The sequence below is a fragment of the Roseibium litorale genome (genome assembly GCF_014842915.1).
Taxonomy (GTDB): Bacteria; Pseudomonadota; Alphaproteobacteria; order Rhizobiales; family Stappiaceae; genus Roseibium; species Roseibium litorale.
The window spans coordinates 477,594-504,278 of sequence record NZ_JACYXI010000001.1; the positions used below are offsets into that span (position 1 = coordinate 477,594).

Annotated in this window: 25 protein-coding genes; 17 read left to right on the forward strand and 8 right to left on the reverse strand. The window is 58.0% G+C overall.

Going from position 1 to position 26,685, the window contains the following annotated elements; genetic code table 11:
• The first annotated feature begins 266 nt into the window (after positions 1 to 266).
• The 3 genes from IG616_RS02525 to IG616_RS02535 all read left to right on the forward strand — a co-directional run bounded on the left by IG616_RS02525 (position 267) and on the right by IG616_RS02535 (position 4,088).
• Positions 267 to 2,033, forward strand: coding sequence for a flagellar biosynthetic protein FliO (locus IG616_RS02525; protein ID WP_192146060.1), 1,767 nt, complete (start codon positions 267 to 269; stop codon positions 2,031 to 2,033).
• Positions 2,030 to 2,797 (forward strand): flagellar type III secretion system pore protein FliP, encoded by a 768-nt coding sequence (gene fliP, locus IG616_RS02530; protein WP_425504138.1) that lies wholly within the window; start codon positions 2,030 to 2,032, stop codon positions 2,795 to 2,797. The genes IG616_RS02525 and fliP overlap by 4 nt, the downstream gene beginning before the upstream one ends.
• Before the next feature lie 157 nt (positions 2,798 to 2,954).
• Positions 2,955 to 4,088 (forward strand): DUF2336 domain-containing protein, encoded by a 1,134-nt coding sequence (locus IG616_RS02535; protein ID WP_209007232.1) that lies wholly within the window; start codon positions 2,955 to 2,957, stop codon positions 4,086 to 4,088.
• Between the two features lie 91 nt (positions 4,089 to 4,179).
• On the opposite strand, the gene IG616_RS02540 is transcribed toward IG616_RS02535, so the two are convergent.
• The 5 genes from IG616_RS02540 to IG616_RS02560 form a co-directional block, all read right to left on the reverse strand.
• Complete coding sequence (locus tag IG616_RS02540) at positions 4,180 to 8,208, reverse strand: tetratricopeptide repeat protein (RefSeq protein WP_209007233.1); 4,029 nt, start codon at positions 8,206 to 8,208, stop codon at positions 4,180 to 4,182.
• Positions 8,209 to 8,496: 288 nt separating this feature from the next.
• Complete coding sequence (locus tag IG616_RS02545; protein ID WP_192146064.1) at positions 8,497 to 9,237, reverse strand: MotE family protein; 741 nt, start codon at positions 9,235 to 9,237, stop codon at positions 8,497 to 8,499.
• Entirely contained in the window at positions 9,234 to 9,848 is a 615-nt protein-coding gene (locus tag IG616_RS02550) for a DUF6468 domain-containing protein (RefSeq protein WP_192146067.1), read from the reverse strand. Before IG616_RS02550 ends, IG616_RS02545 begins: the two co-directional genes overlap by 4 nt.
• Positions 9,845 to 11,077, reverse strand: a complete 1,233-nt coding sequence (gene fliM, locus IG616_RS02555) for a flagellar motor switch protein FliM (RefSeq protein ID WP_192146069.1) — start codon at positions 11,075 to 11,077, stop codon at positions 9,845 to 9,847. The genes IG616_RS02550 and fliM overlap by 4 nt, the downstream gene beginning before the upstream one ends.
• 21 nt (positions 11,078 to 11,098) lie before the next feature.
• Complete coding sequence (locus IG616_RS02560; protein WP_192146071.1) at positions 11,099 to 11,608, reverse strand: flagellar basal body-associated FliL family protein; 510 nt, start codon at positions 11,606 to 11,608, stop codon at positions 11,099 to 11,101.
• Between the two features lie 275 nt (positions 11,609 to 11,883).
• Between IG616_RS02560 and flgF the strand changes: the two genes are divergently transcribed.
• Genes flgF through flgH form a run of 4 tightly spaced genes read left to right on the forward strand, consistent with a single transcriptional unit; the run spans position 11,884 to position 15,176 of the window.
• Positions 11,884 to 12,624 carry a flagellar basal-body rod protein FlgF gene (flgF, locus tag IG616_RS02565; RefSeq protein WP_192146073.1) on the forward strand — a complete coding sequence of 247 codons (741 nt, stop codon included), beginning with the start codon at positions 11,884 to 11,886 and terminating at the stop codon, positions 12,622 to 12,624.
• Positions 12,625 to 12,642: 18 nt separating this feature from the next.
• Positions 12,643 to 13,425 (forward strand): flagellar basal-body rod protein FlgG, encoded by a 783-nt coding sequence (gene flgG, locus IG616_RS02570; protein ID WP_192146075.1) that lies wholly within the window; start codon positions 12,643 to 12,645, stop codon positions 13,423 to 13,425.
• Positions 13,426 to 13,437: 12 nt separating this feature from the next.
• Positions 13,438 to 14,415: a flagellar basal body P-ring formation chaperone FlgA gene (gene flgA, locus IG616_RS02575; RefSeq protein ID WP_192146077.1), complete on the forward strand. Its 978-nt coding sequence runs from the start codon at positions 13,438 to 13,440 to the stop codon at positions 14,413 to 14,415.
• Positions 14,412 to 15,176, forward strand: a complete 765-nt coding sequence (flgH, locus tag IG616_RS02580) for a flagellar basal body L-ring protein FlgH (RefSeq protein ID WP_192146079.1) — start codon at positions 14,412 to 14,414, stop codon at positions 15,174 to 15,176. The genes flgA and flgH overlap by 4 nt, the downstream gene beginning before the upstream one ends.
• Positions 15,177 to 15,404: 228 nt before the next feature.
• Here the strand turns inward: flgH and dksA are convergent, their stop codons facing one another.
• A complete protein-coding gene (gene dksA / locus IG616_RS02585; protein WP_192146081.1) occupies positions 15,405 to 15,821 on the reverse strand; it encodes an RNA polymerase-binding protein DksA in 417 nt (138 codons plus the stop codon).
• A gap of 166 nt (positions 15,822 to 15,987) precedes the next feature.
• Entirely contained in the window at positions 15,988 to 16,407 is a 420-nt protein-coding gene (locus tag IG616_RS02590) for a flagellar assembly protein FliX (protein ID WP_192146083.1), read from the reverse strand.
• A 288-nt stretch (positions 16,408 to 16,695) separates the two neighbouring features.
• On the opposite strand from IG616_RS02590, the gene IG616_RS02595 reads away from it, so the two are divergent.
• From IG616_RS02595 to flaF, 10 genes are all read left to right on the forward strand, one after another.
• Positions 16,696 to 17,811 (forward strand): flagellar basal body P-ring protein FlgI, encoded by a 1,116-nt coding sequence (locus tag IG616_RS02595; protein ID WP_192146085.1) that lies wholly within the window; start codon positions 16,696 to 16,698, stop codon positions 17,809 to 17,811.
• Between the two features lie 2 nt (positions 17,812 to 17,813).
• Positions 17,814 to 18,122 (forward strand): rod-binding protein, encoded by a 309-nt coding sequence (locus tag IG616_RS02600; RefSeq protein ID WP_192146087.1) that lies wholly within the window; start codon positions 17,814 to 17,816, stop codon positions 18,120 to 18,122.
• Positions 18,119 to 18,607: a hypothetical protein gene (locus IG616_RS02605; protein ID WP_209007234.1), complete on the forward strand. Its 489-nt coding sequence runs from the start codon at positions 18,119 to 18,121 to the stop codon at positions 18,605 to 18,607. The genes IG616_RS02600 and IG616_RS02605 overlap by 4 nt, the downstream gene beginning before the upstream one ends.
• A 389-nt stretch (positions 18,608 to 18,996) precedes the next feature.
• Positions 18,997 to 19,380 (forward strand): arginine N-succinyltransferase, encoded by a 384-nt coding sequence (locus IG616_RS02610; protein ID WP_192146089.1) that lies wholly within the window; start codon positions 18,997 to 18,999, stop codon positions 19,378 to 19,380.
• Between the two features lie 245 nt (positions 19,381 to 19,625).
• Positions 19,626 to 20,288, forward strand: a complete 663-nt coding sequence (locus IG616_RS02615) for a flagellin N-terminal helical domain-containing protein (protein ID WP_425504139.1) — start codon at positions 19,626 to 19,628, stop codon at positions 20,286 to 20,288.
• The gene (locus IG616_RS23415; RefSeq protein ID WP_425504140.1) at positions 20,285 to 20,443 is read left to right on the forward strand and encodes a flagellin; all 159 of its coding nucleotides are present in this window, start codon (positions 20,285 to 20,287) and stop codon (positions 20,441 to 20,443) included. The genes IG616_RS02615 and IG616_RS23415 overlap by 4 nt, the downstream gene beginning before the upstream one ends.
• 244 nt (positions 20,444 to 20,687) lie before the next feature.
• A complete protein-coding gene (locus tag IG616_RS02620) occupies positions 20,688 to 22,199 on the forward strand; it encodes a flagellin N-terminal helical domain-containing protein (protein WP_192146091.1) in 1,512 nt (503 codons plus the stop codon).
• A 428-nt stretch (positions 22,200 to 22,627) separates the two neighbouring features.
• Positions 22,628 to 24,133 (forward strand): flagellin N-terminal helical domain-containing protein, encoded by a 1,506-nt coding sequence (locus tag IG616_RS02625; RefSeq protein ID WP_192146093.1) that lies wholly within the window; start codon positions 22,628 to 22,630, stop codon positions 24,131 to 24,133.
• Positions 24,134 to 24,223: 90 nt separating this feature from the next.
• Entirely contained in the window at positions 24,224 to 24,637 is a 414-nt protein-coding gene (gene flbT / locus IG616_RS02630) for a flagellar biosynthesis repressor FlbT (RefSeq protein WP_192146095.1), read from the forward strand.
• Positions 24,600 to 24,974, forward strand: coding sequence for a flagellar biosynthesis regulator FlaF (gene flaF / locus IG616_RS02635; RefSeq protein WP_192146097.1), 375 nt, complete (start codon positions 24,600 to 24,602; stop codon positions 24,972 to 24,974). Before flbT ends, flaF begins: the two co-directional genes overlap by 38 nt.
• Before the next feature lie 168 nt (positions 24,975 to 25,142).
• Here flaF and IG616_RS02640 read toward each other — a convergent pair whose 3' ends face one another.
• Positions 25,143 to 26,678, reverse strand: a complete 1,536-nt coding sequence (locus IG616_RS02640; RefSeq protein ID WP_192146099.1) for a flagellar protein — start codon at positions 26,676 to 26,678, stop codon at positions 25,143 to 25,145.
• Positions 26,679 to 26,685 lie beyond the last annotated feature (7 nt).

Consider the following 26,685-nt stretch of genomic DNA (forward strand, 5'->3'; position numbering starts at 1 on the left):
CTGTTAACATTTGGGAGATGGAAGATTCGCGCAAGCCCCTCCTGCCCTGCGTCCCAAGGAGAATGAATGAAAGCGTAGACGGGTATCCGCGAAGCCAAAGACCAGACTTCTCCACCGCAGGCTTTCCCCGCCGATGACAAGTCAGACAGGGAAAGGTATGACCGATGCCAACACACCTTCCGGATCACGGAGCGGCGCTGGCAGAATTCGGACCCGGGACGGCAAGGCTGTCCGAAAGATCAGGTCCGGGCTTTATTGAGGTAGGCATGTACAATTGGATCGCAGACACGTTCGGTCTCCCGGATGGATTGGCAAGAGGGCTGGCTTTCGCCGTCGCGCTGGCAATCGTATTGCTGCTCATTGCCCTGTTCGTCTTCATCCTGAAGCGGCTGACGGGGGTGCGCCTGTCGTCGGCACGGGGCAGGCAGCCGCGCCTGACGGTTATGGACGCCACAAACATCGACACACGCCGCCGCCTGCTGCTCATCCGCCGGGACAATGTCGAGCATCTGATTCTCGTCGGAGGCTCCAATGACCTGGTTATCGAGCAAGGGATCGTGAAAGCAGCTGGCCTTGGCACCTCTGTTCAGTCACGCAGCACGCCTTCAAACCATTTGGCCTATACCGGGACGGATGGCAGTTCCCAGGGGCTCCCATCTTCAATAGCGGTCGCCTCTTATGCGGCCAATGCCCAACAGGATCCGGAGACGGATCGTCCTGCTGCAGAAGCTGTCGAGCCCACCCGCGCCGCCCCCCCTCCAGCGCAGCTATCAGTCCCGCCGGAACAATTTGCGCCTTCTCCGGTACCGGCATCGTCGGCAGGGCCATCCGTCTCTCAGCACCAGCAGGCCAGAACTGCCCCTAAGACAACACCGGAGCCGCGCACAACCTATCAACGCCCCTTTGCGGCAGCCTCATCGAGAGCCGTAGAAAGAGCCACCGAAGCCCCGTCACCTGAGCAGTCCCTCGTCAAGGCAGCTGTGTCCGCACGCGGAACCGTCAGCCCGGCGCAGCCGCCGGTTTCGGCAGCAAGAGGCGCTCCAGCGGTTTCGCCAGTTCCGGGCCGTGGACAATACCGTCCTCCGGAATCTGCTGCCGCCCCGCAGATCAAGACACCGGCAGCCAGTGTCTCTGCCAGCACAGCCCCGGCTATTCCCGCCAGCCACTCAAGCAGCTCAATGCGCCCCCCGGTCAGCCAGCAGGAAAGCCAGGTGGCAGGCTTTGCGAGAACGCTTGCAAGGCCCGCACTTGCTCCGGCCTCCAGCCAGCCCCAGCCTCCCCGGCAGGTCACGCCTCCCTCTTCCGGCCCTGCCGCGAAAGCCAAAACGGTCTTCCTTCAGCCTGTGACCGCAGCCGCTGTTGACTTGCCCTCTCTGGCACAGGCGGTTCCAGCGGCAGAAAAAGACACCGTGCCGGTGGAGAAAACGGAAGTGCCGCCACTGAAAGCAGAAGCGGCACAAGAACCGGTAACCACTACCGAAGCAAAACCGGCTCTCCAGGAAGCTTCCGCGGAAACATCCCCGGCTATTGCCCTAAACACCGTGAACTCCCCGGAGCCTCATGCTCCGGAGACCCCTGAAGAGGATACGCTCCAGCTCGATGAAACCATGCAGGCCGAACCGGAAGTGCGCCCCGCCGCTGTAGAGACAAGCACCGGCAAAGAGCCCGTCCCAGCTGAAGACTCCGATCTTTTTGAGCCGTCATCCGAGCCTGTGACAGCAAAAGAGGAGGCGCCGGAAGACGCTCAACCAGAAGACGCTCAGGCTGCAAAAGCGGACGTCCTGGAAGCTGCAGAGAAGGACGTAGAAGAGATCAAGATCGAGGCCCCTGTCCCGGTTGTTGCTGCCCCAGTCTCCGGCCAACAGCCTTCCACGGCGAAGGCACCCGAGATCAGCGTGGAACGGGGTGCCAGCGAGGCAAACGCCGCACCTCCCATTCGCGTCGAGCGGCCGAAGGAAGGCCCGCTGCCCAACCCCATTGAAGACGAGATGGCCAAGCTGCTCGAAGAAATGACCGGACCGCAGAGATCATGAGGTCACGCTCAGGCGCAGTCATGTTCCGTATTCTCACCATTGCAGGGCTGGGAGCCATTGCGCTTGCCGCAGGGCTGGCCGGACAGGCGCTCGCGCAGGACATTTCCATCGGACTGGGCGAAGGAACGACCCTGACGGAGCGCGCGGTTCAGCTTGTCGCGCTGCTGACGGTTCTTAGTCTGGCTCCGTCCATTCTCGTGATGGTCACCAGCTTTACCCGCATCGTGGTGGTGCTCTCCCTTCTGCGTTCAGCCATCGGCCTGCAAACGGCCCCGCCAAACATGGTCATGATCAGTCTGGCGCTGTTCCTGAGCGCCTTCATCATGGCCCCCACCTTGCAGACCGCCTATGATGAGGGCATCCAGCCTCTCGTCGACGGGACAATCGAATTCGATCAAGCTTTCGAACGCACGTCGGCGCCTTTCAGAACCTTCATGCTTTCGCAGGTCCGCGAGAAGGATCTGGGGCTTTTTCAGGAGCTTTCCGGACAAGAGGCACCACAAACGCCCGACGATCTTGAAATGAAGATCCTCGTTCCCGCTTTCATGATCAGCGAGTTGCGCAGAGCATTCGAAATCGGATTTCTACTCTATCTTCCCTTCCTCATCATAGATCTGGTTGTGGCATCCGTCTTGATGTCCATGGGTATGATGATGCTGCCGCCAGTCGTTATTTCCCTTCCCTTCAAGCTGATTTTCTTTGTTCTGGTCGATGGATGGAACATGGTGGCGGGAAGTCTCGTCAAAAGTTTTGGAGCGGGATAAGGGCACCAAGCACAACTCGAGATAGAACTCGTCTTTTCTTCCGCAAACTGGGGAAAAATGCGCCGGAACGTAGAGGAATTTTAATGCATATCGCAAAGGATACGAGGTTAGGCGGCCACGGATTTCCCTGACCGCAACCAGTATCAGGAACCACACTTTGCGTAAGCAGCTCGAACAATTGGCGCGTATGAAGGAGCCCGAGGCAAGATCCCGGCTCATCAGAGCGCTGGTTGCCGAGTATGCCCGTTCGGATGGAAAGGAACCGTCCGAAACCGAGCGTGACCTGTTCTCGATGATCGTGCTTTCCGTCTTTGACCAGCTGGACCGCAGTGCCCGTTATGAGCTGGTCGTACGCCTTGCAAAGACGGACAGGATCAGCACGGCTCTGGCGGACCGCCTCGCCCGTGAAGACTATGAGCTGTCCGAGCCTGTCATCGAGTGCTCCCCCATGATCAGCCAGGACACTCTGCGCGCCATAGCGAAAGCTGGCAGCACGCGGCAGAAGATGTCCATGTGCCACCGGGCCGACCTGAAAGAGGAAATCACTGACACGCTGATCGCCCGCAGCCCGCGGCCCATCGTGCATGCGCTCCTGTCGAACCTTCAGGCGCCGATTTCGGTCAAGGCCAATCTCGCCTTGCTGATTTTCGCCAACACCGAGGCCGATATTCTGGCAGGCATGGCGCAGCGCGCGCTGCATGATTCCGACTTTATGGAGACCCAGATGGATATCCTGGAAGCAGGCTGTCCGCTGGTGCCGAAGGCTTTTGAAAATGCCCTGCGCAAGGGTGAACTGGAAAGACTGGCAAAAGACATCGGTGCACGGGGCGAAGGCATGGACATCACCATCGACGGTGTAACCTATTCCCGCCACGAGGCCAGCGTGCAGATCGCCAGCGGCGAACTTTCCTTCGATGCCATCCTTCTGACCCTTTGCAAGGAAAGGCGCTTTGATGCAGCGGCCTGGTTGATCGGCCGAAAGATCGGCATGGATCACATCGTCGTTCTGGAAACCCTGAAGTCAGATTCCGACATTGCTCTGATGATGCTTCTGCTGGAAGCGGAGGTGAGCGATGCCACGTACAAGGACATGATGCGCGAGCGCTGCGCCTGGCAAGACCGGAACCCGCGCATCATTCCGGACCTCGTTCAACGCTACAAAAGCGAAAGCCGCCGGCGGAAGGCCGCGACGGAAAGAGCTCTTCTTCAGCAGCAAGCCGCACAGGCTGGCGCGGAACAGCAGAAAAAAACCACCAAGGTTATGCTGCCGCTCGACAGCGCACTGGCCTGACGCAAGCCCAGGTTCTGGACCCTGCTAAACCGCGAGCAAGCATCTTCAGAAAAGCTATCAGAATGAGACTGGCGATACAGCTAGGCAGTGCTTAGCCGTTCGATGTAGACGGCTGTCCCGCAGGCGGGGTGGCATTCATCACCGAACCGGACTCGGCGGACTTGTCCGGTGTCATGTACTGACGCCTGTACTCCTCCATGAACGTGTCCATCTCGTTGATGTTGGCCAGCTGATTGGCAACCTGGAGGAACTCCACGCCCTGAACCTCGATCGGGCGTGTCACGACTTCAAAGGCAGCTGAATTCGGGCTGTCTGCCATCTTCGCTGCATATTTGGTCTGCAAGCGGTTGAGACTGAGCTGATCGCCGGCCAGGGAATAGGCAATACCAGCCTTCAGGATGTCCTGCTGCTCCCGGGTATCCAGCGGGATATTGTCGGACCAGCGCGAGCCATGCATGGCCTCCAGCTGTTCGCCCGCCTCGCGCCAGCTCTGGGCGGACCAGAATGTATCTGCCCGCAAACGGTCCACGTCTGTACCGCGCATATTACGGACAAGCTCAAGCGCAAGGTCAGGACGGCCACTTGCCGTCAAGGCCCGTGCCTCAACAATGTTGCGCTGGCGCTCCAGAGTGGAAGGCAGACTGGCCTGACGGGTCACGTTCAGCACGCGCAAGGCCTCTTCAGGCTTTCTGTCTATCAGATAGACCGCGGCCAGATCGGCAGCCACCTGAGCACGGGCAGCCCCTTTCAGACGGTTGTCCACCTGATGGCGCAAAAGTTCGGTGGCCTGATCCAGCAGCTCCACCTCGACAAGACGTTTGGCCAGACCACGGACCATTTCATCCCCTTGCCGTCCGATAGGCGTCAGCTCACGGAAGTCATAGAACAGCGACAGAGCCTGAATGGGCGGCATCTGGTCTGCCTTGCCATCCAGGAACAGAGAGGTGAAAAGACTGTTCATCTCTTCCTGAAGAAGGCGGGTGGTATCCGCATTCGGATCTGCCTGAACCGCAGACTTCATCGCCTCGAAGGCAAGCCGGTAGTTACCCGTTTCAGCCTGAAGCTGCGCCAGGAACCGCAAGGTCTTCAGCTCGATTTCGTCCCCGCGCCAGGACGTAGCCAGACCGGCCAGTTGATCAATGGTGTCGCTGACCGGCAGCTCTCCGTCCCGGTAGCGGATCCTCAGGGCGCGGTACTCGGCTTCCGCCGCTCTCGGCCGGTCGCTGGACTTAGCCACCAGATCAAAGGCCTTAAGCGCCTCTTCGGAACGTCCGGAGGCATCCGCGATCCGGCCACGCAGAATGTCGTAGCGGGCCGCCTGCGAAGTGGAAATGTCGCTCGGCTCGATCTCGGCGAGAATACCATTAGCGACGCCAAAGTCATTTGCCTCGACCATGGCCTGAGCAGCGGCAAGATTAAACTCTGTCTGGATCGCCCTGGGATAGTTGCCGACCACCGCGCGCCCTCTCGGCATTGCGATACGCGCTGCAGTCCAGTTTCCCATCTGCACTTCGACGATGGTCTGCCAGATTGCAGCATCCGGGCTGCTTTTCAGTTCAGGGCGGTTCAGAAACGGGAACGCTTCTTTAGGCCGGCTCGCCAGCGTTTGCGCGGCACCCATCATAAGATTGTAGGCGCTGTCTTCCGCGATGGCAGGGTTCTCTTCGATAGCCAGCTTCATGAGGCCAAGGGCTTCCTGGGCGAACTGATGCGCCAGATAGAACTTGGCCATTTCCATCAAGGCATTGTTCCGCTGCCCGGCTGTGGCATTGGTCAGATCGGATTCCAGGCGCTGAAGGGTTTCCTGATAGGTCTTAGGGTCTTCGGTCGACATATTGACGAAGTCGATAAAATCAGGCTGGTTCGGATCGCTAATCGAATTGAGCGCTCCAGTGCCGCCATTCAGATGGCGGTTGGACAGAGACAAACCATCCGTTTTCTCGATGATCACATCATCACCGAGGATTTTCATAGTGACGCCGTCGGACTTTACCGCCATCGCGAAGCCCTGAGCCGAACTCAGGGCCTCAAGATCAACAAAGTTCTGGGCTTTGAGAAGCCCGCGGGGCGGGCCAAACCCTGTGACAATGGCAATCGTGTCGCCGACGAACGGATCCTGAATTTCACGGATCTTCTGCGGATCCTTGTAGAGAACACGCAAGACCGAGCCGCCGTCTCCGCGCACATTGCGCTCGAGCCGCAACGGCTTGGAAGGCTCCAGAACCATGTCGCCGATCACCAGGCTCCAGGCGTTTCCGTCCAGTCCGACAGTTGCCAGCACCGGATCACTGAGATCGATACGAAGCACCTGATAGCCATCTTTGGCCTCGGAGGAAATGGCCTTCGCCGACTCGGCCAGAGCGGAGGCGATCCCCCGCGTATCGATCGTCGCATCCGTATCGAAAATCATCCAGACGCTGTTATTCCGGCGGAAGATAGCGCTCGACACCGGCTCGACAAAGGGAAACTCGACCCGGACCGTGTTGCCGATCCGCCGCGCCTCTGCAGAAACGATGTTTCTGATCTCCTTGCCGAAATCAGCAGGAGGTTGTTCCGGTGAACGTTGCGCCAACTCCATCGGCAAGTTGCTGCTCGCGCGCCAGGCATCCTGGCCATCCTGAGAAGAGGTTTCCAGCGGCAGCGGCGGCGGAATATCGTCAGCCTGTGCGGAAGGAACTTCCGGAAGATCAGAAACAGCCGCAGTCTCGCGTTGGGTTCCTTCGGCCACACTGGGAGGCATGATATCCGCAGGAAGTTGCTTCGGCGGGATCGTTGAGGTCAAATCAACACCGCCTGAGACAGGCGGGGCAGCTTCAGCCGTCACTTCGGGCGCAGGCATCACATCCGGCTTTGATGGGCTTGAATCAGCCTGCATCTCCAGAGCCGTGGCAGGCGGGATAATAGCTTCAGCCGAACGGGCAGGCTCCTCAGCCGGCGGTGCTGCGTCCGCTTGCAATATGGCCGGCTCCTCAGGGGCGGAAGGTTCAGCGTCTGCGGTGAGCTCTCCAGCAGGCTCTGGAGCCGCGCCAGCCACCGGCTTTGGCCGGGGAACATCGCGCGGCAAACCCGGGACCTCTTGCACGCTTCCCAGACTGTTGTCCACTTCGGCAGGTGCAGCATTAACATTCTCCGCCGGCATCTGAGCAGCTGGCGGAACCGCGGGCGCAGCGCTGGCGTCTTCAGGCAGGCTCAACGCAAAGGCGAGCCGTTCCGGCGCGGGGTTTTCCGGCTCCGAGACAGCCTCAAGCGGAACAGATGCAGCAGATGAGGGCGCCAGAGGATCAGCTAAAGGCATGGATGCCGGCGTGGCCGCAGGCTGGGGAGGAGCTGCATCCGGCGCCGGGCCATCAACGCGCTGCCCCGGGGCAACCACCAGGCCTTGATGTCCCGGATTGATGGTGACGCTCATCTCTTCATTGATCTTCGCGTTCGCCGCATCAATGGGCGTCATGCTCTCCGGTGTAATATCGATCACATAGGTGTCGTCTTCACGGAAGGCACGGATGTCGACGGTAGGGTCAACACGCATCAGAAACTTGAGCTTCCCTTGATCAAGGAAAGAAGTCGCGTCAATGACCCCTGGCGGCAGATGCGCCCGCAGCTTCGAGATATCGAGCTGTGCCGGGTGGTTGAAGGTGACCTTGATCAGGTCGTCTTCGCGCACGAAGGCCGTATCGAAGCGGATCGACCAGTCAAAAACTAGCCGCGTGAAAGTCGGATGTTCACCGATGTGCAGCTCAACGGTCGGCCCCTCCTGCGCCTTAAGACGCGCCTGCTCAAGGGCGCGCACCTTGCGCATAGCCTCCTCGGCACGCTTGGCAAGTTCGCGGACCACATCGTCAGGCAAGCCCGGCGGCAGGCCCTGCCAGTTGGAAGGCAGAATGTCGATGAAGAGCTTTTCCCCCGCCTCAAGCGTGTTGATCTGGAACTGGCTTTTGAGGGCAAAGCGGATGGCGCTGCCATCCGGGTCTCTGCGGGCGATGGAAATGTAATCGGCAAGTTCCAGCGGCACATCATCAACGTTGACGTCGACAGGCTCCTCGAAGGAAATGCGCAGCACACCGCCGGTCACGACAGCATCATAGTGGGGCAGAAGCGTCCGGTCCTTGAACGTCAGCATAAGGCGGCCATAGCCTTGCGACGGGATAACCGATAGATCAACCGGGTCAAGGGTTTGCGCAAAGGAAACTGAAACCGGAGCGGACAGAAAAAGGGCACACGTTACCAATGCGGCCGCAAACGTCCGCTTCACTGCACACCGGGCCCACCGGTGTTTGCCCGTGTGCTGTTCCTGATCCCGAGGGTCTTTCAGCACTAATGTTGTCCTTCGATGCCACCCAGCACCGCAATCTTAGGCGAACGGACTTAACGCGACCTTACATCGCGGACTCAAAAACCGTGGCAATTCTCAATTTGCACCGATCTTGGGAAGGTCTTCCGCCCCAGTTGTAACGGCTGAAGCAGGAACTGCTCCGGCATCCGTTGCAATCGCGATGGTCAGACGCTCAGCTGCTTCAGGAGACATCTTCGCAAGAATATCGGCCATCTTGCGCGGCTTCATCTGCCGCACCACCTTGAGAAGAACCGGAAGGTTCAGCCGGTCAAAAATACGGGCGGCGTCTTTTGGTTTCATGTTTTCATACATGGTCACCAGCCCTGCTATTTCGCCCTCTTCCTGTTTCTTCTTTTCCTCGACGGCGCTCTCGATCCGCTTCTCAAGAGTTTTAAGTTCGTCGACACGCTTCTGAACACGCTCTTCAGTCGCCTGCAGCAACTTTTCGCGCAGGTCCAGCTGTCCCTCGTGATCGTCCAGCGTCTTGCGCCGCTTGCCCAGGCTCTCCAGAACAGCCCGCTCTGCTGCCGAGCCACCAATTTCCATGGAGTCGTTCAGACCCGGAGGGGGGGCCTGCTCTGGAGCCGAACCGGGAATTGCCGCCTGAGCATCCGGCGGAGTTTGTCCGGCAGGCGCTTCCACAGGAGGCATCTGACCGGCAGCTCCGCCCGGTTCAGTACCCGCAGATGTTTCCTGAGCGACCGCTCCGGGAATAGCGCCGCCAACCATGCCCGTTCCCATGACGAATCCAAGCAGCTTCAGCGCCAATAAGGCGCTGGCTGAAACGACAAGCATGGGAAGCAGGCGTGGTGTCATGCGGCGGCGCCCTCCGAGCGCTTGCGGAAGCGTTCAAGACGTGCGGTTGCCTCTGCAGCCGCACTGCGGATGTCGTCTGTGCTCAAGCCGCGTTTGCGCACCTGGGGGGCAGCAGCGGGAGCCGCCACGCTCTGAACCTGCACGTGCGGTGCCGCGCCATAGGCCTGCTGCTCATATCCTTGAGCAGATTGCGGCACGGGCTGCTGATAGACTTGGCGTTGAGCCATCATGGCCGCATGGGCAGCAGCTTCGTGGGCAGCAGCATCACGCTGAGCCGTTGCGCCGCGTACGGTTTCGGCGATCTGGCTGATCCGGTGGAAGATACGCTCCCCTTCCCCGACCTGCTCGGCAAGTTCATGAGAAAGCTTCTCAGCATCCTGCAACCGCGCGCCCAGAGACCGGTCGGCTTCCGAAGCCGTTGCCTTGAGGCCCAGAATTGCGCGCTCAGCAATCTCGGTTGCCGTCATCAGCTCAGAAATCGTCGCCCGCAAGGTTTCCTCGTCGGCCCGCAGGCGTTGAAGCCGGTGATTGAGCAGCCAGCAATACCCGATGGTCACGACCAGCAGGACTGCAACGAGGCCCTCAATGATCATTCCGAGAGGCAGACTCATGGCGACTCCATTTCGCTTTGCATGGCGCGCTCGAATGCCGCGAGGGTCATCTTCGGTTTGCGCAGATTACGGGATACCCGGATGGCAATCGAATCCTCGACCTTGCCAAGTGTTCCCTCGGTTAATGGTGTGTTACCGCACTTGATCATCACCGGATTGTCAGCCTCGATGTCGAAGACCAGGGTCTGGCCCACGTCAAGGCTGAGAATACGGCCAAGCGGCAGATGCGTTTCGTAGAGAACAGCGTCCACTTCCACTTCCGCCGAGAAGATCTCGGTGGCCAAGTGACCTTCCCAGATCGGATCGCGGCCGAACTTTTCCCCCATGAACATCTGGAGCAGCAGATCACGGATCGGCTCCAGGGTTGCATAGGGCATCATGATCTCGACCGTGCCGCCCCGGTCTTCCATGTCGATCCGCAGCTCGACAAGGATTGCCGCATTGGCCGGACGGGAGATCGCCGCAAAGCGCGGGTTCGTTTCCAGGCGTTCAAGATTGAAATGTACTGGAGACAGCGGCGAGAAAGCGGACTCCATATCCTGCAGGATCAGCGCGACCATCTGCTGGACCAGGTTGGTTTCAATCGTCGTATAGGGGCGCCCTTCGACGCGCACCGCCGTGGTCCCGCGGCCACCGCCGAGAAGCACATCGATGATCGAGTAGATCAGGCTCGACTCAACCGTGATCAGACCAAAGCCATCCCACTCCTCAGCCTTGAACACACCGAGAATGGCCGGCAGAGGAATCGAGTTCAGATAATCCCCGAAACGGACCGAGCTGATGGAATCCAGGGACACTTCCACATTGTCGGAGGTGAAATTGCGCAAGGACGTCGTCGTCAGACGGACAAGCCGGTCGAATACGATTTCCAGCATCGGCAGGCGTTCGTAAGACACCATGGCCGAGTTGATCAGCGCCCGGATCCCACTCTGGTCGCCAGCAATCGTGTCCTCGATGTTGAAGCCGAGGAGGTTGTCGATTTCTTCCTGATTCAGGACGCGGTCCGCGCCCCGGGTGGCGTTTTCCAGATCCGGCTCGCTGTCGTCGATCATGGCAGCCCACTGGGCAGCCATATCATCCGCACCGCCCGCGCCCTGCTCTTCCAGAGCAGCACCCCAGGCTGCAGCTAGATCGTCATCGTCCGAACTCCCGGCGCCCTGCTCGGCAAGAGCGGCCCCCCAGGCATCGGCGATGTCCTCATCGGACAGGTCGTCGTCGTCGTCAGTCATTCAACATCACCATCACATGACCTACTGAACGAGGATTTCCTTGAACAGGACACCCTCGACCTTGGCCGGATAGACAGACAGATTGATACGCCTGAGCAATTCTTCCTTCAGGCGGAACAGACCGGCAGATCCTTCGAGATCTGCGGGACGAAGCTCTCTCAGATAAATCTGGAAAGCATCGAGAATGCGCGGCAGATAGGGCTCGATCTGCGAGATCATGTCCTTGTCCCGCACTTCCAGGGCAATTCTCACCTTGAGATAAGTACCCCGGCCATCGGTCGCCAAATTCACTGTCATTTCCGGCAGGTCGTAGAACACTGCCGGTTTAGGCGCTTCAGGCGCCGGGCCTCCGGCGGGATCGGTCTGCGGGGCTGACGAACCGCCCGACATCAGGAAGTAGTAGGCTCCACCAGCAGCAGCCAGCAGCACGGCGAGACCAATGCCGCCGAACAGGATCAGCTTTTTCTTTTTCCCACCGCCGCCATCGCCTTCTTCCGCGCCTTCGTCGGCTGCTGCGTCTTCATCAGCCATCAAACAACCCCAGTGCCCGACGCGTCTGCACGCGTATTAACTTTTAAAGAGTCAATGGTTAACGAATGGTTACCAAACCGTTAACACCCCCGACTCGGCAATTATTGCCATGTGGTTAATATCTGCCGGAAACTCCTGCCGAGCGCACTTGTCAGTTTCCGCTTTTGCCCAGATTTTTCAGCGATTTAAAAACTGGCACGGTATGTGCTGTTAACCATAGCGAGCCGGCGTTCTGGGGAGTTCGGCGGCTCACCGGGGAGCAAAAGGAAGTTAATATGGAGAACGCGCAACTCATCTCGCTGTCGCGTCAGATCGCCCTCAGGAATCAGATCGACGTTGTCGCCAGCAACATGGCGAACATTAACACGACCGGTTTCAAGGCTCAGCGTATGGTCTTCGAAGAAGTAACCATGCCATTGGCAGAAGCGTCCGAGTTCAAACAGAGTGACCAGCGGCTGTCCTATGTTCAGGACTACGGGACTTCGTTCAACATGCTGCAGGGCTCAGTCCGGTTGACCGGAAACGAGCTTGACGTGGCAGTAGACGGCGACGGCTGGTTTGCTATCGCGATGCCGGATGGCAGCGAGACTTACACACGGGATGGTTCCTTCAAGCTGGACAACACCGGCAAGCTTGTGACGTCCACAGGCAAGGAAGTCCTGACGGACGGCGGCCCGATCACATTCACAGCCCAGGACGGAAAGATCACCATCTCAGACGACGGTACGATCTCGACCGAACTGGGCCTGCGCGGGAAACTGAAGATGGTTTCCTTTGAAACCCCTCAGATGGCCAAAGCGATCGGCGAGAACCTCTACACCTATGAGAACGCCATACCGATGCGGAATGGCAAGGTTATCCAGGGCGGCCTGGAAGGTTCTAACGTCAACAGCATCATTGAGGTCGCGCACATGATTGAAATCACTCGCGCTTACGAGACGGTCAGCACGATGATGCAGAAGACCGACGACCTTCGCGAGAACGCCATTTCCAAACTAGGCAGCCTTCGGGCCTGACTGCGGGAGCCCTGATCCATGAAAGCACTCCATATCGCAGCGACGGGCATGAAAGCTCAAGAGTTGAATGTCGAAGTCATCTCGAACAACGTCGCGAACATGCGCACGACCGGCTACAAGCGCCAGCGTGCTGAATTCCAGGATCTGCTCTACCAGAACTTGCGCCGTATGGGCGCTGACACCTCGAACACCGGCACCATCGTGCCGACAGGTGTTCAGATCGGTTCAGGCGTGAAGACGGCCGCCACCGGCCGCATCATGTCGCAGGGAACACTGGAAGAGACCGAAAAGGATCTCGATGTCGCGATCCGCGGCGAAGGCTTCTTTCAGATCGACCTGCCCGACGGCACAACGGCTTATACCCGTGATGGCTCCTTTGAACTGGACGCCGACGGCAATCTTGTGACTGTCGACGGCTATACCGTTCAACCCGGCCTCACCATTCCGGACGACACCAGGGACATCACCATCTCCGCCGATGGTACGGTTCAAGGCATCGACGGAGCGGGAAACGCCGTGACCTTCGGCCAGTTCACCCTCGCGCGCTTCGTCAACAAGTCCGGTTTGGAAGCCATCGGGGACAACCTGTTCCTTGAAACAGCCGCCAGCGGCGCTGCGCAGGTCGATGTTCCCAATTCGGACGGTTTTGGTGATCTCCAGCAGAAATATCTCGAGATGTCGAATGTGGATGCTGTGACCGAAATCTCTGATCTGATCGCCGCGCAGCGTGCCTATGAGATGAATTCCAAGATCATCCAGGCCGCCGACGAAATGTACTCGACAACGTCGAACATCCGTTAAGGGGCCACGATCATGACACGCATTCTCGCACTTGCCGGTCTCACCCTGAGCCTGATGTCCTCGCTTGGTGCGATGGCGGACAGCCGCCCGGTGCTACGTTCGGAAATTGCCACACTCTCGGAAGTGGTCACCGTTGGCGACTTTTACGACAACGCCGGCCCCTCGGCTTCCGTACCGCTGTTCCGCGCCCCGGACCTCGGGACCTCCGGCACAGTTCCCGCCGCAGATGTCGCCGCAAGGGCCAGGGACGCCGGACTTCTTCAGGCAGGGACCGATGGCCTGACAAGTGTCGTTGTCCAGCGCCGGGCCGAGCCCTATGACGCGGAACGTCTCAAAAACATGGCAAAAAAGGCTCTCGCAGCCCGCGACGCAAGCCTGACCCCTGCCGATCTGGACATTTCCTTCTACCGCACGCCGGTCACCATTCAGGCAAATCCGGCAGCGGATGAGCCCATATCTGTCGACAGAGTCCTGTGGTCACGGACAGACGGCCGCTTCACCCTGTTCCTGAGTGTCGCAACCGGCAACGGTATCCAGCAATTGAGCCTGACCGGTCAGGCAACCGAACTGATGGAAGTCGCCGTGCTGAGCCAGCCTCTGCGCAGAGGCAGTGTTCTGAAACCGCAGGATCTCACCCTCGTCCGCCAGCCGCGCGCCCGTGTTCCTGCCAATGCGCTGACCAGCCCTGAGGAGGTTGCCGGCCTTGCCGCCCGCAACAATCTTCGCGCAGGCGCCCCGCTTCTGAAGACCGACTTTGAACGGCCCATCCTTATCGCCCGTGGCGAGAAGGTGACGATAACTTACGAGCTTCCTGGCCTTAAGCTGACCACTCGCGGACAAGCACTCGAAGATGGTGCTGAAGGCGATGTGATCGACATCCAGAACCTTCAATCCAAGAGAACCATACCTGGCGTCGTCCTGTCCCGCGGACAGGTGCGCGTCACCTCCGCCTCCCCCGTTCTCGCCAGCCTGAATGAGGCCGTGAAATGACTGTAGCCTCCCTCTCCAGCCACCGTGCCACGACGGTTCTCGGCAGCCTTATTCTGGCATCTGTCCTTGCAGGCTGTGGCGCAGGCGACCGTCTGGCACAAGTCGGCCAGCAGCCGGTTCTGAACGCCATTCAGGACCCGACCACGACAGCTGGCTACCGCCCGGTTCAAATGCCCATGCCCGAGCCGCAGAAAGCGCATTATAACCCGAACTCCCTTTGGCGTTCCGGCAACCGCGCCTTCTTCGAAGATCAGCGCGCAAAGCAAGTCGGGGACATTCTGACCGTTGTCGTGACGATTTCCGATAAGGCCGAGTTCGACAACACCACGAACCGCTCGCGCACCGACAGCTCCTCCGCAGGAACAGGCGGCGCCCTCGGAACGGCTCTCGACACCATATTCCTTCCTGCAGGCGTATCCGCCAGCGATCTGGCATCGGTGGACAGCTCGACCGACTTTAAGGGCTCCGGCTCTGTGGACCGTAAGGAGTCTCTGGAAACCTCCGTCGCTGCCGTCGTCCTGCAGGTTCTGCCCAACGGCAATCTGGTGATCGAAGGCCGCCAGGAAGTGCGCGTGAACTTCGAAGTCCGCGAGCTGGTTGTTGCAGGCATTGTCCGGCCGGAGGACATCACCTCCGACAACAAGATCGCCAGCGAGAAGATCGCAGAAGCACGCATCGGCTACGGCGGCCGCGGCCAGATTACGGACGTCCAGCAGCAGCGCTATGGCAGCCAGGTCATGGACATCCTCCTCCCCTTCTGATGTCCGTCTGAACTTCCCAGACAGTCCCCAGGCATAACAAGCTCCCCCGGCGGCGGGATTGGGTGTTCTAGAAGCCCGCTCCCTGCCGCTGACAACGGGCACGGTACCTCGCTCCCCGAGTACCGTGCCCGTTTTCACTTTTGCCTTCCGCATTTTGACCGCAGGCACAAAAAAACCCTTCCGGGCAAACCGGAAGGGTTTAAAATTCCTGAAGTTCCCCAGGCCTTGTCAGTCGTCCCGGTAGACTTTTTCGCGGCGCTCATGCGCCTCTTGCGCCTCGATCGACAGGGTTGCGATCGGACGGGCTTCCAGACGGCGCAGGGAAATCGGCTCGCCGGTTTCCTCACAGTAGCCATAGCTGCCATCTGCAATCCGCTCCAGAGCAGCGTCGATCTTCGAGATCAGCTTGCGCTGCCGGTCACGGGCTCTCAGTTCAATCGAGCGATCCGTTTCGGAAGATGCACGATCAGCGAAGTCCGGGTGGTTCTGGCTTTCTTCCTGAAGGTTGGCAAGGGTTTCCTTGCTCTCCTTCAAAATGTCATCTTTCCAGTCCAGGAGCTTGTTCTTAAAGTACTCCCGCTGCCGCTCATTCATGAACGGCTCGTCATCCCTGGGACGATATTCAGACTCAAGTTCAACCGTCATCGATAGCTCCGGATTACCTTTGGGCCGGCCGCAATATATCGTCGGCGCACGCCAGCCACAACGACCGAATTCGCAAAAATCGTAAGGACAAAACCCTAGTCAATTCAGATGGATAAGACTAGGAAGCTCGTTTTCTATGCATCTCCCCCAAAAACAAGGCACCACCTCAGGATGAAAACCGGCCCAGTTTCGCAAGCTCGACCTTTACCCTGAGTTCGATTTCCTTCACCACGCCATCGATGCGCGGATCACCGCTTTCAAGCGTGCCTTCAACCTGGTTGGCGAGAGATTCAAGCTTGTCTGCCGAGACGATTCCAGCCAGCAGATCGGCTTTCAAATCCTCAAGCTGGTCCAGCAGCGTATGCCCGCGTTTGGCAGCCTTGGAGCGACGATCCGGCTCATCGACCAGTTCCTGCAAGGCCAGAAGCGCGTCCATGCCCTGAATGCCGCCGCTGCTCGTCGTGGCACCTGAAGCTGCAGCCTCGCCCCCCATATCCGGTTCGAAAAATCCGCCCTCAGACCCCACGCGCCGCTTGCCGCTCCGGCCCTGAACGCCGCTGATAGGCTTTTGTCCTGTAATGCGCATGTTCTCTGGTGTCCGAATTAGCCCGCCGGGTGCGGAGCGTCAGAATCTGCCTGACAAGGTAAATGACTCCGCACCTACCGGGCAAGATTTGCCGGGCAGGTTCTCACCACCTCATTCCAGAAGACGGAAAATACTTGGTGGCGATGAATAGCTAAATGGCTATTTCCCTAGGATTTTCAAGACTTATTCATCTCGGAGCCAAGTTGGCACGGCGCTCGCATTCTAAGAAGGGAATTTTCACGGCGGCACCCGCTCAGGGTCAGCAGCCATCTTCGGAACGGGACGACAATGACATCCGGCACCATCTACAGGCTCTTTGCGGTTGCGATCTGCTTGACGATCCTGACGTCGGCCGCTCTTGCTGCATCCCGCATCAAGGACATCGCCAACTTCGAAGGCATTCGTGAAAATCAACTGATCGGTTACGGTCTGGTGGTCGGCCTGAACGGCACCGGCGACTCCCTGCGCAACTCTCCCTTCACCAAGCAAAGCTTGCAGGCGATGCTGGAGCGCCTTGGCGTCAACACCCGCGACGTGGACCTGAACACAAACAATGTCGCGGCCGTGATGGTGACCGCCAATCTCCCGCCCTTCGCAACTCAGGGAACCCGGATTGACGTCGCCGTCAGTGCGCTCGGCAACGCAGGCTCCCTGCAGGGCGGCACCCTGCTGGTGACGCCTCTGATCGGCGCCGACGGCGAAGTCTATTCCATCGCACAAGGGTCGGTCGCAATCGGCGGCTTTTCAGCCCAGGCGGATGCCGCATCCGTGGTGCGCGGTGTTCCGACCTCCGGCCGCATCTCGAATGGGGGACTTGTGGAACGCGAGGTCGATTTCAAGCTCGCCTCGCTGACCACCTTGCGCCTGGCACTGCGCAATCCAGACCTGACCACGGCGCGCCGCATTGCGCTCTCGATCAACGAGCTGATCGGCATGCCTACAGCCGAACCGATGGATCCCGGTACCGTCCGTATCGACCTTCCACGCCAGTATGACGGGAACATCGTGGATCTGATCACGGATATCGAGCAGCTCATTGTGGAACCGGATCTCGCCGCCCGGGTCGTGATCGACGAAAACTCCGGCATCATCGTCATGGGGCAGGACGTCAAGGTCTCCACTGTAGCCGTCGCCCAGGGCAACCTGACCGTGACGATCGCCGAGAGCCCGCAAGTCTCACAGCCGTTGCCGTTCTCTCAGGGGCAAACCGTCATCACACCTCAGTCGGATGTCACGGTGAACACCGACCCGGACGCAAAACTCGCGATCGTCGGCGAGACCGTCACGCTCAAGCAACTCGTGGATGGGCTCAATGCTCTCGGCATCGGTCCGCGTGACATGATCTCCATCCTACAGGCCATCAAGGCATCCGGCGCCCTTCAGGCCGACATAGAGGTCCTCTGATTATGTATGACACCGTCACCTCAGGCAGCAGCGCAACTCCGCTTCCGTCGTTGAACAATTTCAGCAAACAAGACAAGGCGGGCGCCCACGAGACCGCTCAGCAATTCGAGGCCTCGTTTCTCCGGAACATGCTTGAACCCATGTTCACGGATATGGGCGAAGGTGGCACTTGGGGTGGCGGAACAGGCTCGGATGCCTGGCGCGGCATGCTGATCGACGAATACGCAAACTCCATTGCAAAAGCTGGCGGCATTGGCATTGCCGGCGCGGTGGAGCGAGAACTTCTCGCCATCCAGGAGAACTCCCGATGAATGCCCAGCCAGAATCCAGCAAGCTGCCCTTTTCCCTGGAACGGCCGACGACCCCCGCAGAAGCAAATCAGTTCTGCATCGCCCTCTCCGGTACCATGGAAAGCCTGCTGCGGATCATTGAAACCGAGACGGCTCTGGTTCGTGACGGCAAGCTGCGGGAAGCAGGCACGCTGCAGCCCGAGAAGGCGCGCTACATTCATGAATATACGCGCGGCATGATGTGCGCGAAGGACAATTCCGTTGCGCTTGGAAACCTTGCGCCGGCTGCCGCACAAAACCTGAAGCGACAGCATGCCGAATTTCAACCGCTGCTGCGTATCAATCTCGCTGTCCTGGCAACCGCACGGGAAGTCGCAAACACCATCGTTGCAAGTGTCGCCAAAGCCGTCGGCGCCCAGCAAAAGAGCACGACATATGGACCGGCTGGCAACCATCCGCAGGCCCCGCGCCCGGCCAGCGGCATCGCCATCAACCGGTCGCTGTAACAGCGCCATATCCGTCATTAGCCGGACTGGCCCAGTTTTAAAACCTGAAGCAACCACCTGTGCATCCATAGGAATATGCACTGATACCTCTAGGTTACCGAGCGCGAACCGATAGACCAGTTCAAAAGCCCTCATGACTGACGCTCGATTGTCTGCGGATTACGGCAGCCAGGCTCGCAGATGCTTGGCTGCCGCTTCTTTTTCCGGCATCATGCGATCATAAATCAGTGCACATATGTTTCTCGTTCAATTGACTGTTAAGCGAATCAAGCAGCAGAGCCAATCTTGTTAAAATTGTAATTATTTTATTAACAAAGGATTCATTCCCCCGTTTTATTCTTTGTCTGGAATCGGGTTAGTATTTTTGAATAGACCCGGAGGAAAAGACGATGGAAACGGCACTTTTACGGTCGCCATCGCCGTCTTACACGGCGATTACGCCAGCCGCACGAGCACCGGAACGGATCGAGCCAGCAGCCAAAACCGACCTGCCTGCCTCCAGAGCCGTCACACCGGCAAACGACACGACAGAGTCCCGCCGCTCCGCTGAGAGTGAACGGTCCGAGTTGCCCTTTGCCCAGGCAAAGCTCGACAAGCAGAACGTTCTCGACCCAGAGAGCGAAAGCTACATTTACATCGCCACCAACAGTGACACCGGCGAAGTGGTGCGTCAGGTGCCCAGCGAAACACTGAGGCGGTTGCGCGCCTACGCAAAGGTCCTGTCCGAACAGAGCACCGCCCCACAACCGCAAAGCACGGTCAAAACGGCCTGACATCACCTCCAAACAAGATCAAATCCCCAAACGGCCTGAGCCCGCCCGCAGCTATAGCGAGCGGGTTTTTTGTATTCAACCAAGATTGCCTCAACTGCATCCAGTAGAATTAACTATAAATATTCAGAGACCTTTAGCGTTAAATACCGGTAACCAAGTTAATTAGGAATCATTACAAATATTCAGAACAGAGTTCCCTCGTCATTCAGAAGGAATGGCTTCAGTAAAACAGAAGGAACTCTGACATGGGTGGTATCACCATCTCCAGCGCTGTGCGCTCCAGCTTGAACTCTCTTCAAGCAACCTCGTCCTTGATGAGCTCTGTCCAGGAGAAGCTCTCCACCGGCAAGAAAGTAAACTCCGCACTCGACAACCCGAATTCTTTCTTCACCGCGAAGGGCCTCGAAAACCGCGCAAGCGATTTGGGCACCCTTCTCGATGACATGGGCCAGTCGGTGCAGACCCTGAAGGCTGCCGACAAGGGCATCGAAGCCATCTCCGATCTGGTCGATGCAGCAAAGGCAAAGGCCAGCCAGGCCCAGCAGTCCTCCAGCCAGTCCGAACGCAGCAAATATGCCAAGGAGTACAATGAACTCCTGACGCAGATCGAAGACGTCGCAAAGGACAGCGGCTACAAGGGCAAGAACCTGCTCGGCGGTACAGGCAACGACCTGAGCGTGACCTTCAACGAAACCGGCTCGTCGTCGCTCTCGATTTCCTCGGTCGACTACACTGACACCACGTCCTCGACCGGCCTGAACCTTTCGGACCTGACCGAGGCAAGCTCTGGCACCTCCACCATCTCGCTGGACAACGGTGCCACCACTCCGGTTGCCCTGACCGCTGGCAGACGTTCGGTACCAACCTGTCGATCGTGCAGAACCGTCAGGACTTCACCAACGCGATGATCAATACGCTGGAAGAAGGCGCCGGCAAGCTGACACTGGCCGACACCAACGAGGAAGGTGCAAACCTGCTCGCTCTGCAGACCCAGCAGTCCCTCGCCTCCACCTCGCTGTCTCTGGCAGCCCAGGCAGACCAGAACGTTCTGCGTCTCTTCTAAGAGACCAGAAGGTCTCAAAACACAAAGCGGCGGGTCCTCGGATCCGCCGTTTTTTTTTGCGCGGACCCCACTGGAATTTCCACACTCCCCTAACGGAATATCCCTTTTCCCTGAGCCCCTTAACCGATTGTTAACCCTAAATTGCGAGGGTTTAATCATTGGTTAGGGTTAACAGAAGATGATCCTGCCTAACCCGCTCAGGAAGAGCGGCTGAAAATTTCGGGACCCAGGAAAGGGAACACCAGTGGATAATATCACTCTCTCCGCAGGCGTGCGGCAGAACCTCCTCACCCTTCAGTCTACCGCAGAAATGATGTCGGGCGTCCAGAACAAGCTGGCAACCGGCCTGAAGGTGAACTCCGCTCTTGATAATCCCAACTCGTTCTTCACTGCCTCGGGCCTGAACTCCCGCGCCAGCGATCTCAGCACCTTGCTGGACGACATGGGCCAGTCGCTGCAGACCATCAAGGCTGCCGACAAGGGCATCTCCACCATCACTGATCTTGTCGAGAGCGCCAAGGCGAAAGCCAACCAGGCCCTTCAGACCCAGAGCCAGTTTGAACGCGCCAAATATGCCAAGCAGTACAATGACCTGCTGACGCAGATCGAGGCAGTCGCCAAAGATTCGTCCTACAAGGGCAAAAACCTGCTGGCAGGTGACGGCAATGACCTAACCACCATCTTCAACGAAGATGCGACGTCCAAGCAGACCATCACGGCCGTAGACTACACCGACACGACCTTGTCGACCGGTCTGAACCTGACCGATCTGGCAGAAGCCAAGGGTGGCGCAACCTCTTTCCAGCTGGAAGGCGGAAACACGAGCATCACCCTGCTCGATGGGACCGGCGATGCCATGGGCTCCGGCTCGTTGCTGACCGACAACGCCAGTTTTGCCGTTGGCGATGTCATTGAGCTGCGGACCGCAGCCTCTGGTGGCGGCAGCTCCGTGGTTTCGCTTACCATCACAGCAACCACAACCGTCGCGGATCTGGTTACCACTATCGATGGTGCCGCTGGCGTCAAAGCTTCGCTGGATGAAAAGACTGGCGCTCTGTCAATTACTTCGAATGAAGACGTCTATCTCCACAATACTGATGCCGGCGCCACCACGCCCGCTGCAACAGACCTGACCTCTGCGACCTCTGCCAACTTCACGGCAACAACGCAGCTTCTTACGGGCTCGGGCTCTTTCGCTGTCGGCGATATCCTGACCCTGGAAGACGGCAACGGTTATGAACTCGGCTCGTTCGAAATCGAAAAGGACTCCACGGTCGAAGACCTCGTGGACTTCATGGACGACTTCAACGGCGTCAGCGCATCGTTCAACACCGGCACCGGCAAGGTGACCTTGGAAAGCGATACCGATCTCACTCTGAAGAGCGACAACTCGAACGACTTCAATGCCAGCGCTTTCACAGCTGACAGTGACGGCGTAAATGTCTCAGCGGTGACCGACTCCGGTTTCTCGACGGATACGAAGATCAACAAGGCTCTGGACCGTCTGAACACAGCCCTGTCGAACCTCCGGTCTCAGGCTTCCGAGTTTGGTACCAATCTTTCGACCGTTGAAATCCGGCAGAACTACACGAAGTCGATGATCAACACGCTCCAGGAAGGTGCAGGCAAGCTGACCCTCGCCGACACCAACGAAGAAGGCGCAAACCTGCTTGCCCTGCAGACCCGGCAGCAGCTTGCATCCACCTCCCTCTCGTTCGCGTCGCAGGCGGATCAGACGGTTCTGTCCCTCTTCTAATAAGAAGCGGGTCCGTTTCTTCAACGACTCACAACCTGACAATCAGACACAGATCGCGGCGGTCCCAAGGGGCCGCCGCTTTCTTTTGCGTAAAGTGACAATGCACAGAGAGTCCTCCCCGGCTCGTAGCGGCACAGTTTGCGACTCAGATTCGCAGCCCCGATTGCAGCTAGTCTCTTAATTCCGCGAGCCTCACCGAGACAGGGAGCGACCAGAAAGGTTAATGCATTCATTTCGACGGAAATTTTTTCTCATATTTTTCAATATGTTAAAAGAATTCTTTTGGTAACCTTCCTTACCAAAACATTATCACTCGCAACATAGGTTAACTTTCCATTTACATTTTAGGATCTCAACCTTCATCCTGAAGGTGTTGACCAGTCGCACTCTCGAGTTCGGAGTGCTGCATGTAGATGTGGTGAAGCCAGATGAGCGATATCGTCCTTTCCAGTGCTGTTCGTGACAACCTTCTGTCGCTGAAGAACACAGCAAAGCTCCAGTCCACGACGCAAAACCGGCTGGCAACGGGCCTCAAGGTCAATTCTGCTCTCGACAATCCGAATTCATTCTTCACCGCGGCAGGCCTGAATGACCGCGCCAGCGATCTGACCAACTTGCTCGACAACATGGGCCAGGCCGTCCAGACCATCAAGGCGGCGGACAAAGGCATCACGAGCATCACCAAACTCGTGGAGTCGGCGAAGGCAATTGCCAATCAGGCGCTTCAAACCCAGAGCGAATATCAGCGCAAGACCTATGCTGAGCAGTACAACGAGATCCTGCAGCAGATCGAGGATATGGCACGCGACTCTGACTATAAGGGTAAGAACCTTTTGGCCGGCGCAGGAAACGATCTGCAAGTCATTTTCAATGAGGACAGCACCTCAAACCTGACGGTCCATCCGGTTGATTATACGGACACCAGCCTTTCGACCGGTCTTGCCCTGTCGGATCTGGGGACGGGAGCTGGTGCAACATCCGCCTTCACCCTCGCCTCAGGAACGACCACCATTGATCTGACAGGGCTGCAGGCGTCGTCCAAGCTGACCGATCTGGCTGCTTGGTCTGACGGGGACGTCGTTACCGTATCGGATGGCACGACATCCAAGACATTCACCGTTGGCTCAGGCACAGGGCAGATCGAAACAGTACAGGATTACGTGAATGCCCTGAATGACGTACAGGGAATCAAGGCAAGTTTCGACGAGACAACGGACCAGATTACGATCGAAACTGGACTGGACCCGGCAGTCACACTCAGTATTTCCAAGGACAACGCGGGGGGAGGAACCGCCACAAACGGCGGGATCGGGACTGGTACGACAACGCTCACCAGCACCATCATGACGGCCGCAGCCTCTCTGTCTGAATCCGGCGGTTTCCAGGTCGGCGACACACTCTACATTACAGACGGCAATGGATATGAAGCCGCGTCCCTAGAGATCGATGCCGATACCACAGTCAGCGACCTTGTCAGCCTGATCAAGGGCGTCAAAGGCCTCGACGCGAACTTTGCTTCTGGCAGCGTGAGTCTGGTTGGTGATGTTTCCTTCAACATCACCAGCACAAACAAGGACTTCAACATCGACCGGCTGGCGACGACGGACGGCACCGTAAAGCTGACGGCGACGGACTCCGATTTCAAAGCGGATACGGATATCGAGCGTATTCTCCAGTCGATCAATTCTGCTTTGGATGAATTGCGCTCAAGTGCCAGCAACTTCGGGACCAGCCTCTCGACGGTTCAGATCAGAACCGACTTCACCAGCCAAATGGTCAACACGCTGGAAGTGGGGGCCGGTGCGCTGACCATCGCTGACATGAACGAGGAAGGCGCAAACATGCTGGCGCTCCAGACCCGGCAGCAGCTGTCATCAACGGCCTTGTCTCTCGCAAACCAGGCAGAGCAAAGCGTCCTGAGCCTCTTCGGGTAATCCGGAGAGGTCAAACGTTAAAGAAACTCGGGCATCCCGTTAACTTTTGCTCAATGTTGCTGCGGGATACTGTTTTTTGGAGGTCAAGGAATGGCGCTCAAGGTCGAGTTGAAACCAGGTGAGCGGATCATCATTGGCGATTCAGTCATTACGAATGACAGCCAGCGAACCCGTCTTTTCATCGAAGGGAAAGCGCCTATCCTTAGGGAAAAGGATATCCTCACACCGGCCACAGCAGATACTCCAGCGAAACGCGTCTATCTGGCAGTTCAGCTGATGTATCTCTCCAGCGAAGTGGAAAAAATCCAGGAGAACTACTTCACTTTAGTGAATGACATCGTGAAGGCTGCGCCGAGTACCATTCCTTACGTTACACGTATCAGCAATGCGATCATCGCCAGCGCCTTCTATAAAGCCCTAAAAGAAGCACGGAAGCTTATTGAGTACGAGAGGACGCTGATCGGTCATGTACAAGCAGGCAGCGCAGGCATATCAGAAGACTAGCCAGGTAGCGGTATCGCCAAGAGAACTCGAAGCGACACTACTCATGAAAGCTGCGGCACGCCTCCAATTGATCAAGGACGAGTGGGACGAAAGCTCCTTCGCCGAGAAAGATGAAGCGTTGACCTACAATCGCAAGCTCTGGACGGTCCTTGTGACTTCTGCGACCAGCGATGAGAATCCTCTCCCCCAGGATGTGAAGAACAATCTTGCGACACTTGGGGTTTTCGTCTTCAAGCAAACGATGGCCGTAATGATGGACCCGCAGCCGGAAAAGCTTGGCACGCTGATCTCCATCAACCGCAACATCGCCGAAGGGTTGCGTGCACGCCCAGAATAATCCGGAAAAGACCAGATATCGAACAGCAACAGGCCGGAGCGCTTTGAAGAGCTGCCCCGGCCCGTTTTCGTTAACGATGTTGAACACTCTCTCAGTTGGTCAGCAAAAAGCCGCCTGCATTGCTTCAGGCGGCTTTTGAAGACCTTCAGGTCTGAGAGAACCTCAAGTCTAAAGGTAGTTCACAAGACTCAGATTGTAGACGATGGACGAAGCCTTGTAGGAGGCCTCTATGTTCGTCTGAAGCTGCAGAATTTCTGCTGCCAGGAGTTCCTTGTCCACTCCTTCGATCTCGTCAATGGTCGTCTGATAGCTGGACTTCATCTGAAGATGGCGGTCCGACGTCGCAGACAATGTGCGATGAGCGATGGACACTTCCGTCGAAATGTCCACGATGCCAGACTGATCAGTCGTTGAAGGCTGAAGAATGCCCCGCAGATTGGTTGCAAGCTGCGAGTAGTAGATTTCGTCCTGATCCGTGCCACCGGTAAAGTCTGCTGCAACGAAGATCGCGAGGGACTTTACCACATCCGCCAGGCCCTGCTCATTGGCACGGGCACCGTAGTTGATGATCAGGTTCTGATCGATCGCGGCGCTCTTGTCCTCGCGTGCGTTCGTCGTCGCCGTGTTGTCGCCTGTGTACCAGGAAACGGTCGTTGAACCGCCGGCGACAAGGCCGGTCGCCGTGTCAAAGGGCGGGCCATCGACGCGCATAGGCTCCGTGCCGCCAAAGGTGTCGAAGAACTGGTTGCCCGCCCATTCGTCAGAAGCAGCCCGCAAAGTCGTCGACGCCTGCTCCTCCAGAGCGGTGTTAATGGCAGCCCGCAAGTTCGCCGCCGTCTCTTCAAGGTCCGCACCAATGGTGAAGCTATCTGCTGTATTGGCGTTTGACTTGGCCGTCAGCTCGATTGTCACCGGCTCGGAATGATCCGGCGGCAGGGTCAACGCAATCGATATGGTTTCGCCGACCGTCGGCTGGCCCGTGAAGGAGATATCAAAGCTGTCCGGATCCCCACCGCCGGGCCCTGTTACGGCAACATTGGAAAGGCCGTTGGTGACGGAGGAAATATCAAAGCCGAAATCATGAGCGCCGTCTTCGGCAACCGTGAAGGTAGAGTCTGTTGGAATGGAACCGGCGTAGTTGGTCGTCAGCGCGGAAACATCCATACGCCCATTGTTGTTCGGACCAAGGTTGGCCGCGGCATATTCGGACATGACAGCACGCAACCCGTCCTTGCCGTCAGCACCATCCAGAATGGCATTCACAGCCGAAACCGGGTTCTTGTCCGCATCCGAACCGCCAAAGAGATAATACCCTGCGACTTCCGTATTCAGGAGGCTGACAGCCTCAAACAGAAGAACTTCCGAAGTCGCTTGCGAACGGGTCTGACCGTCGGACTGCATTTCGAAATCATTCGGATCAATAGCGGACTTGGAATCGATGCGCAGCTCTTCCATGCGCTCCAGCGTGAGGTTGAGCGACTTGATGTGCAGTTCCGCGGTGACGATCGTGTCCTGGTAGGCTTCGATCCGGCCGACTTTCTGGGTCAGCTCCAGATCGAGCAACCGGCTGTTGCCGACCCCACCGTAGGTATTGGATACCTTGCCGGTCGCAAGCTGCGCGGTCTTTTCCTGCAGCGTCTTGCTCAGGCTTGCGACCTGCTTGGTCATATAGGCACGGGATGTGGTGATCTGATCAACAGCCATAATTGCA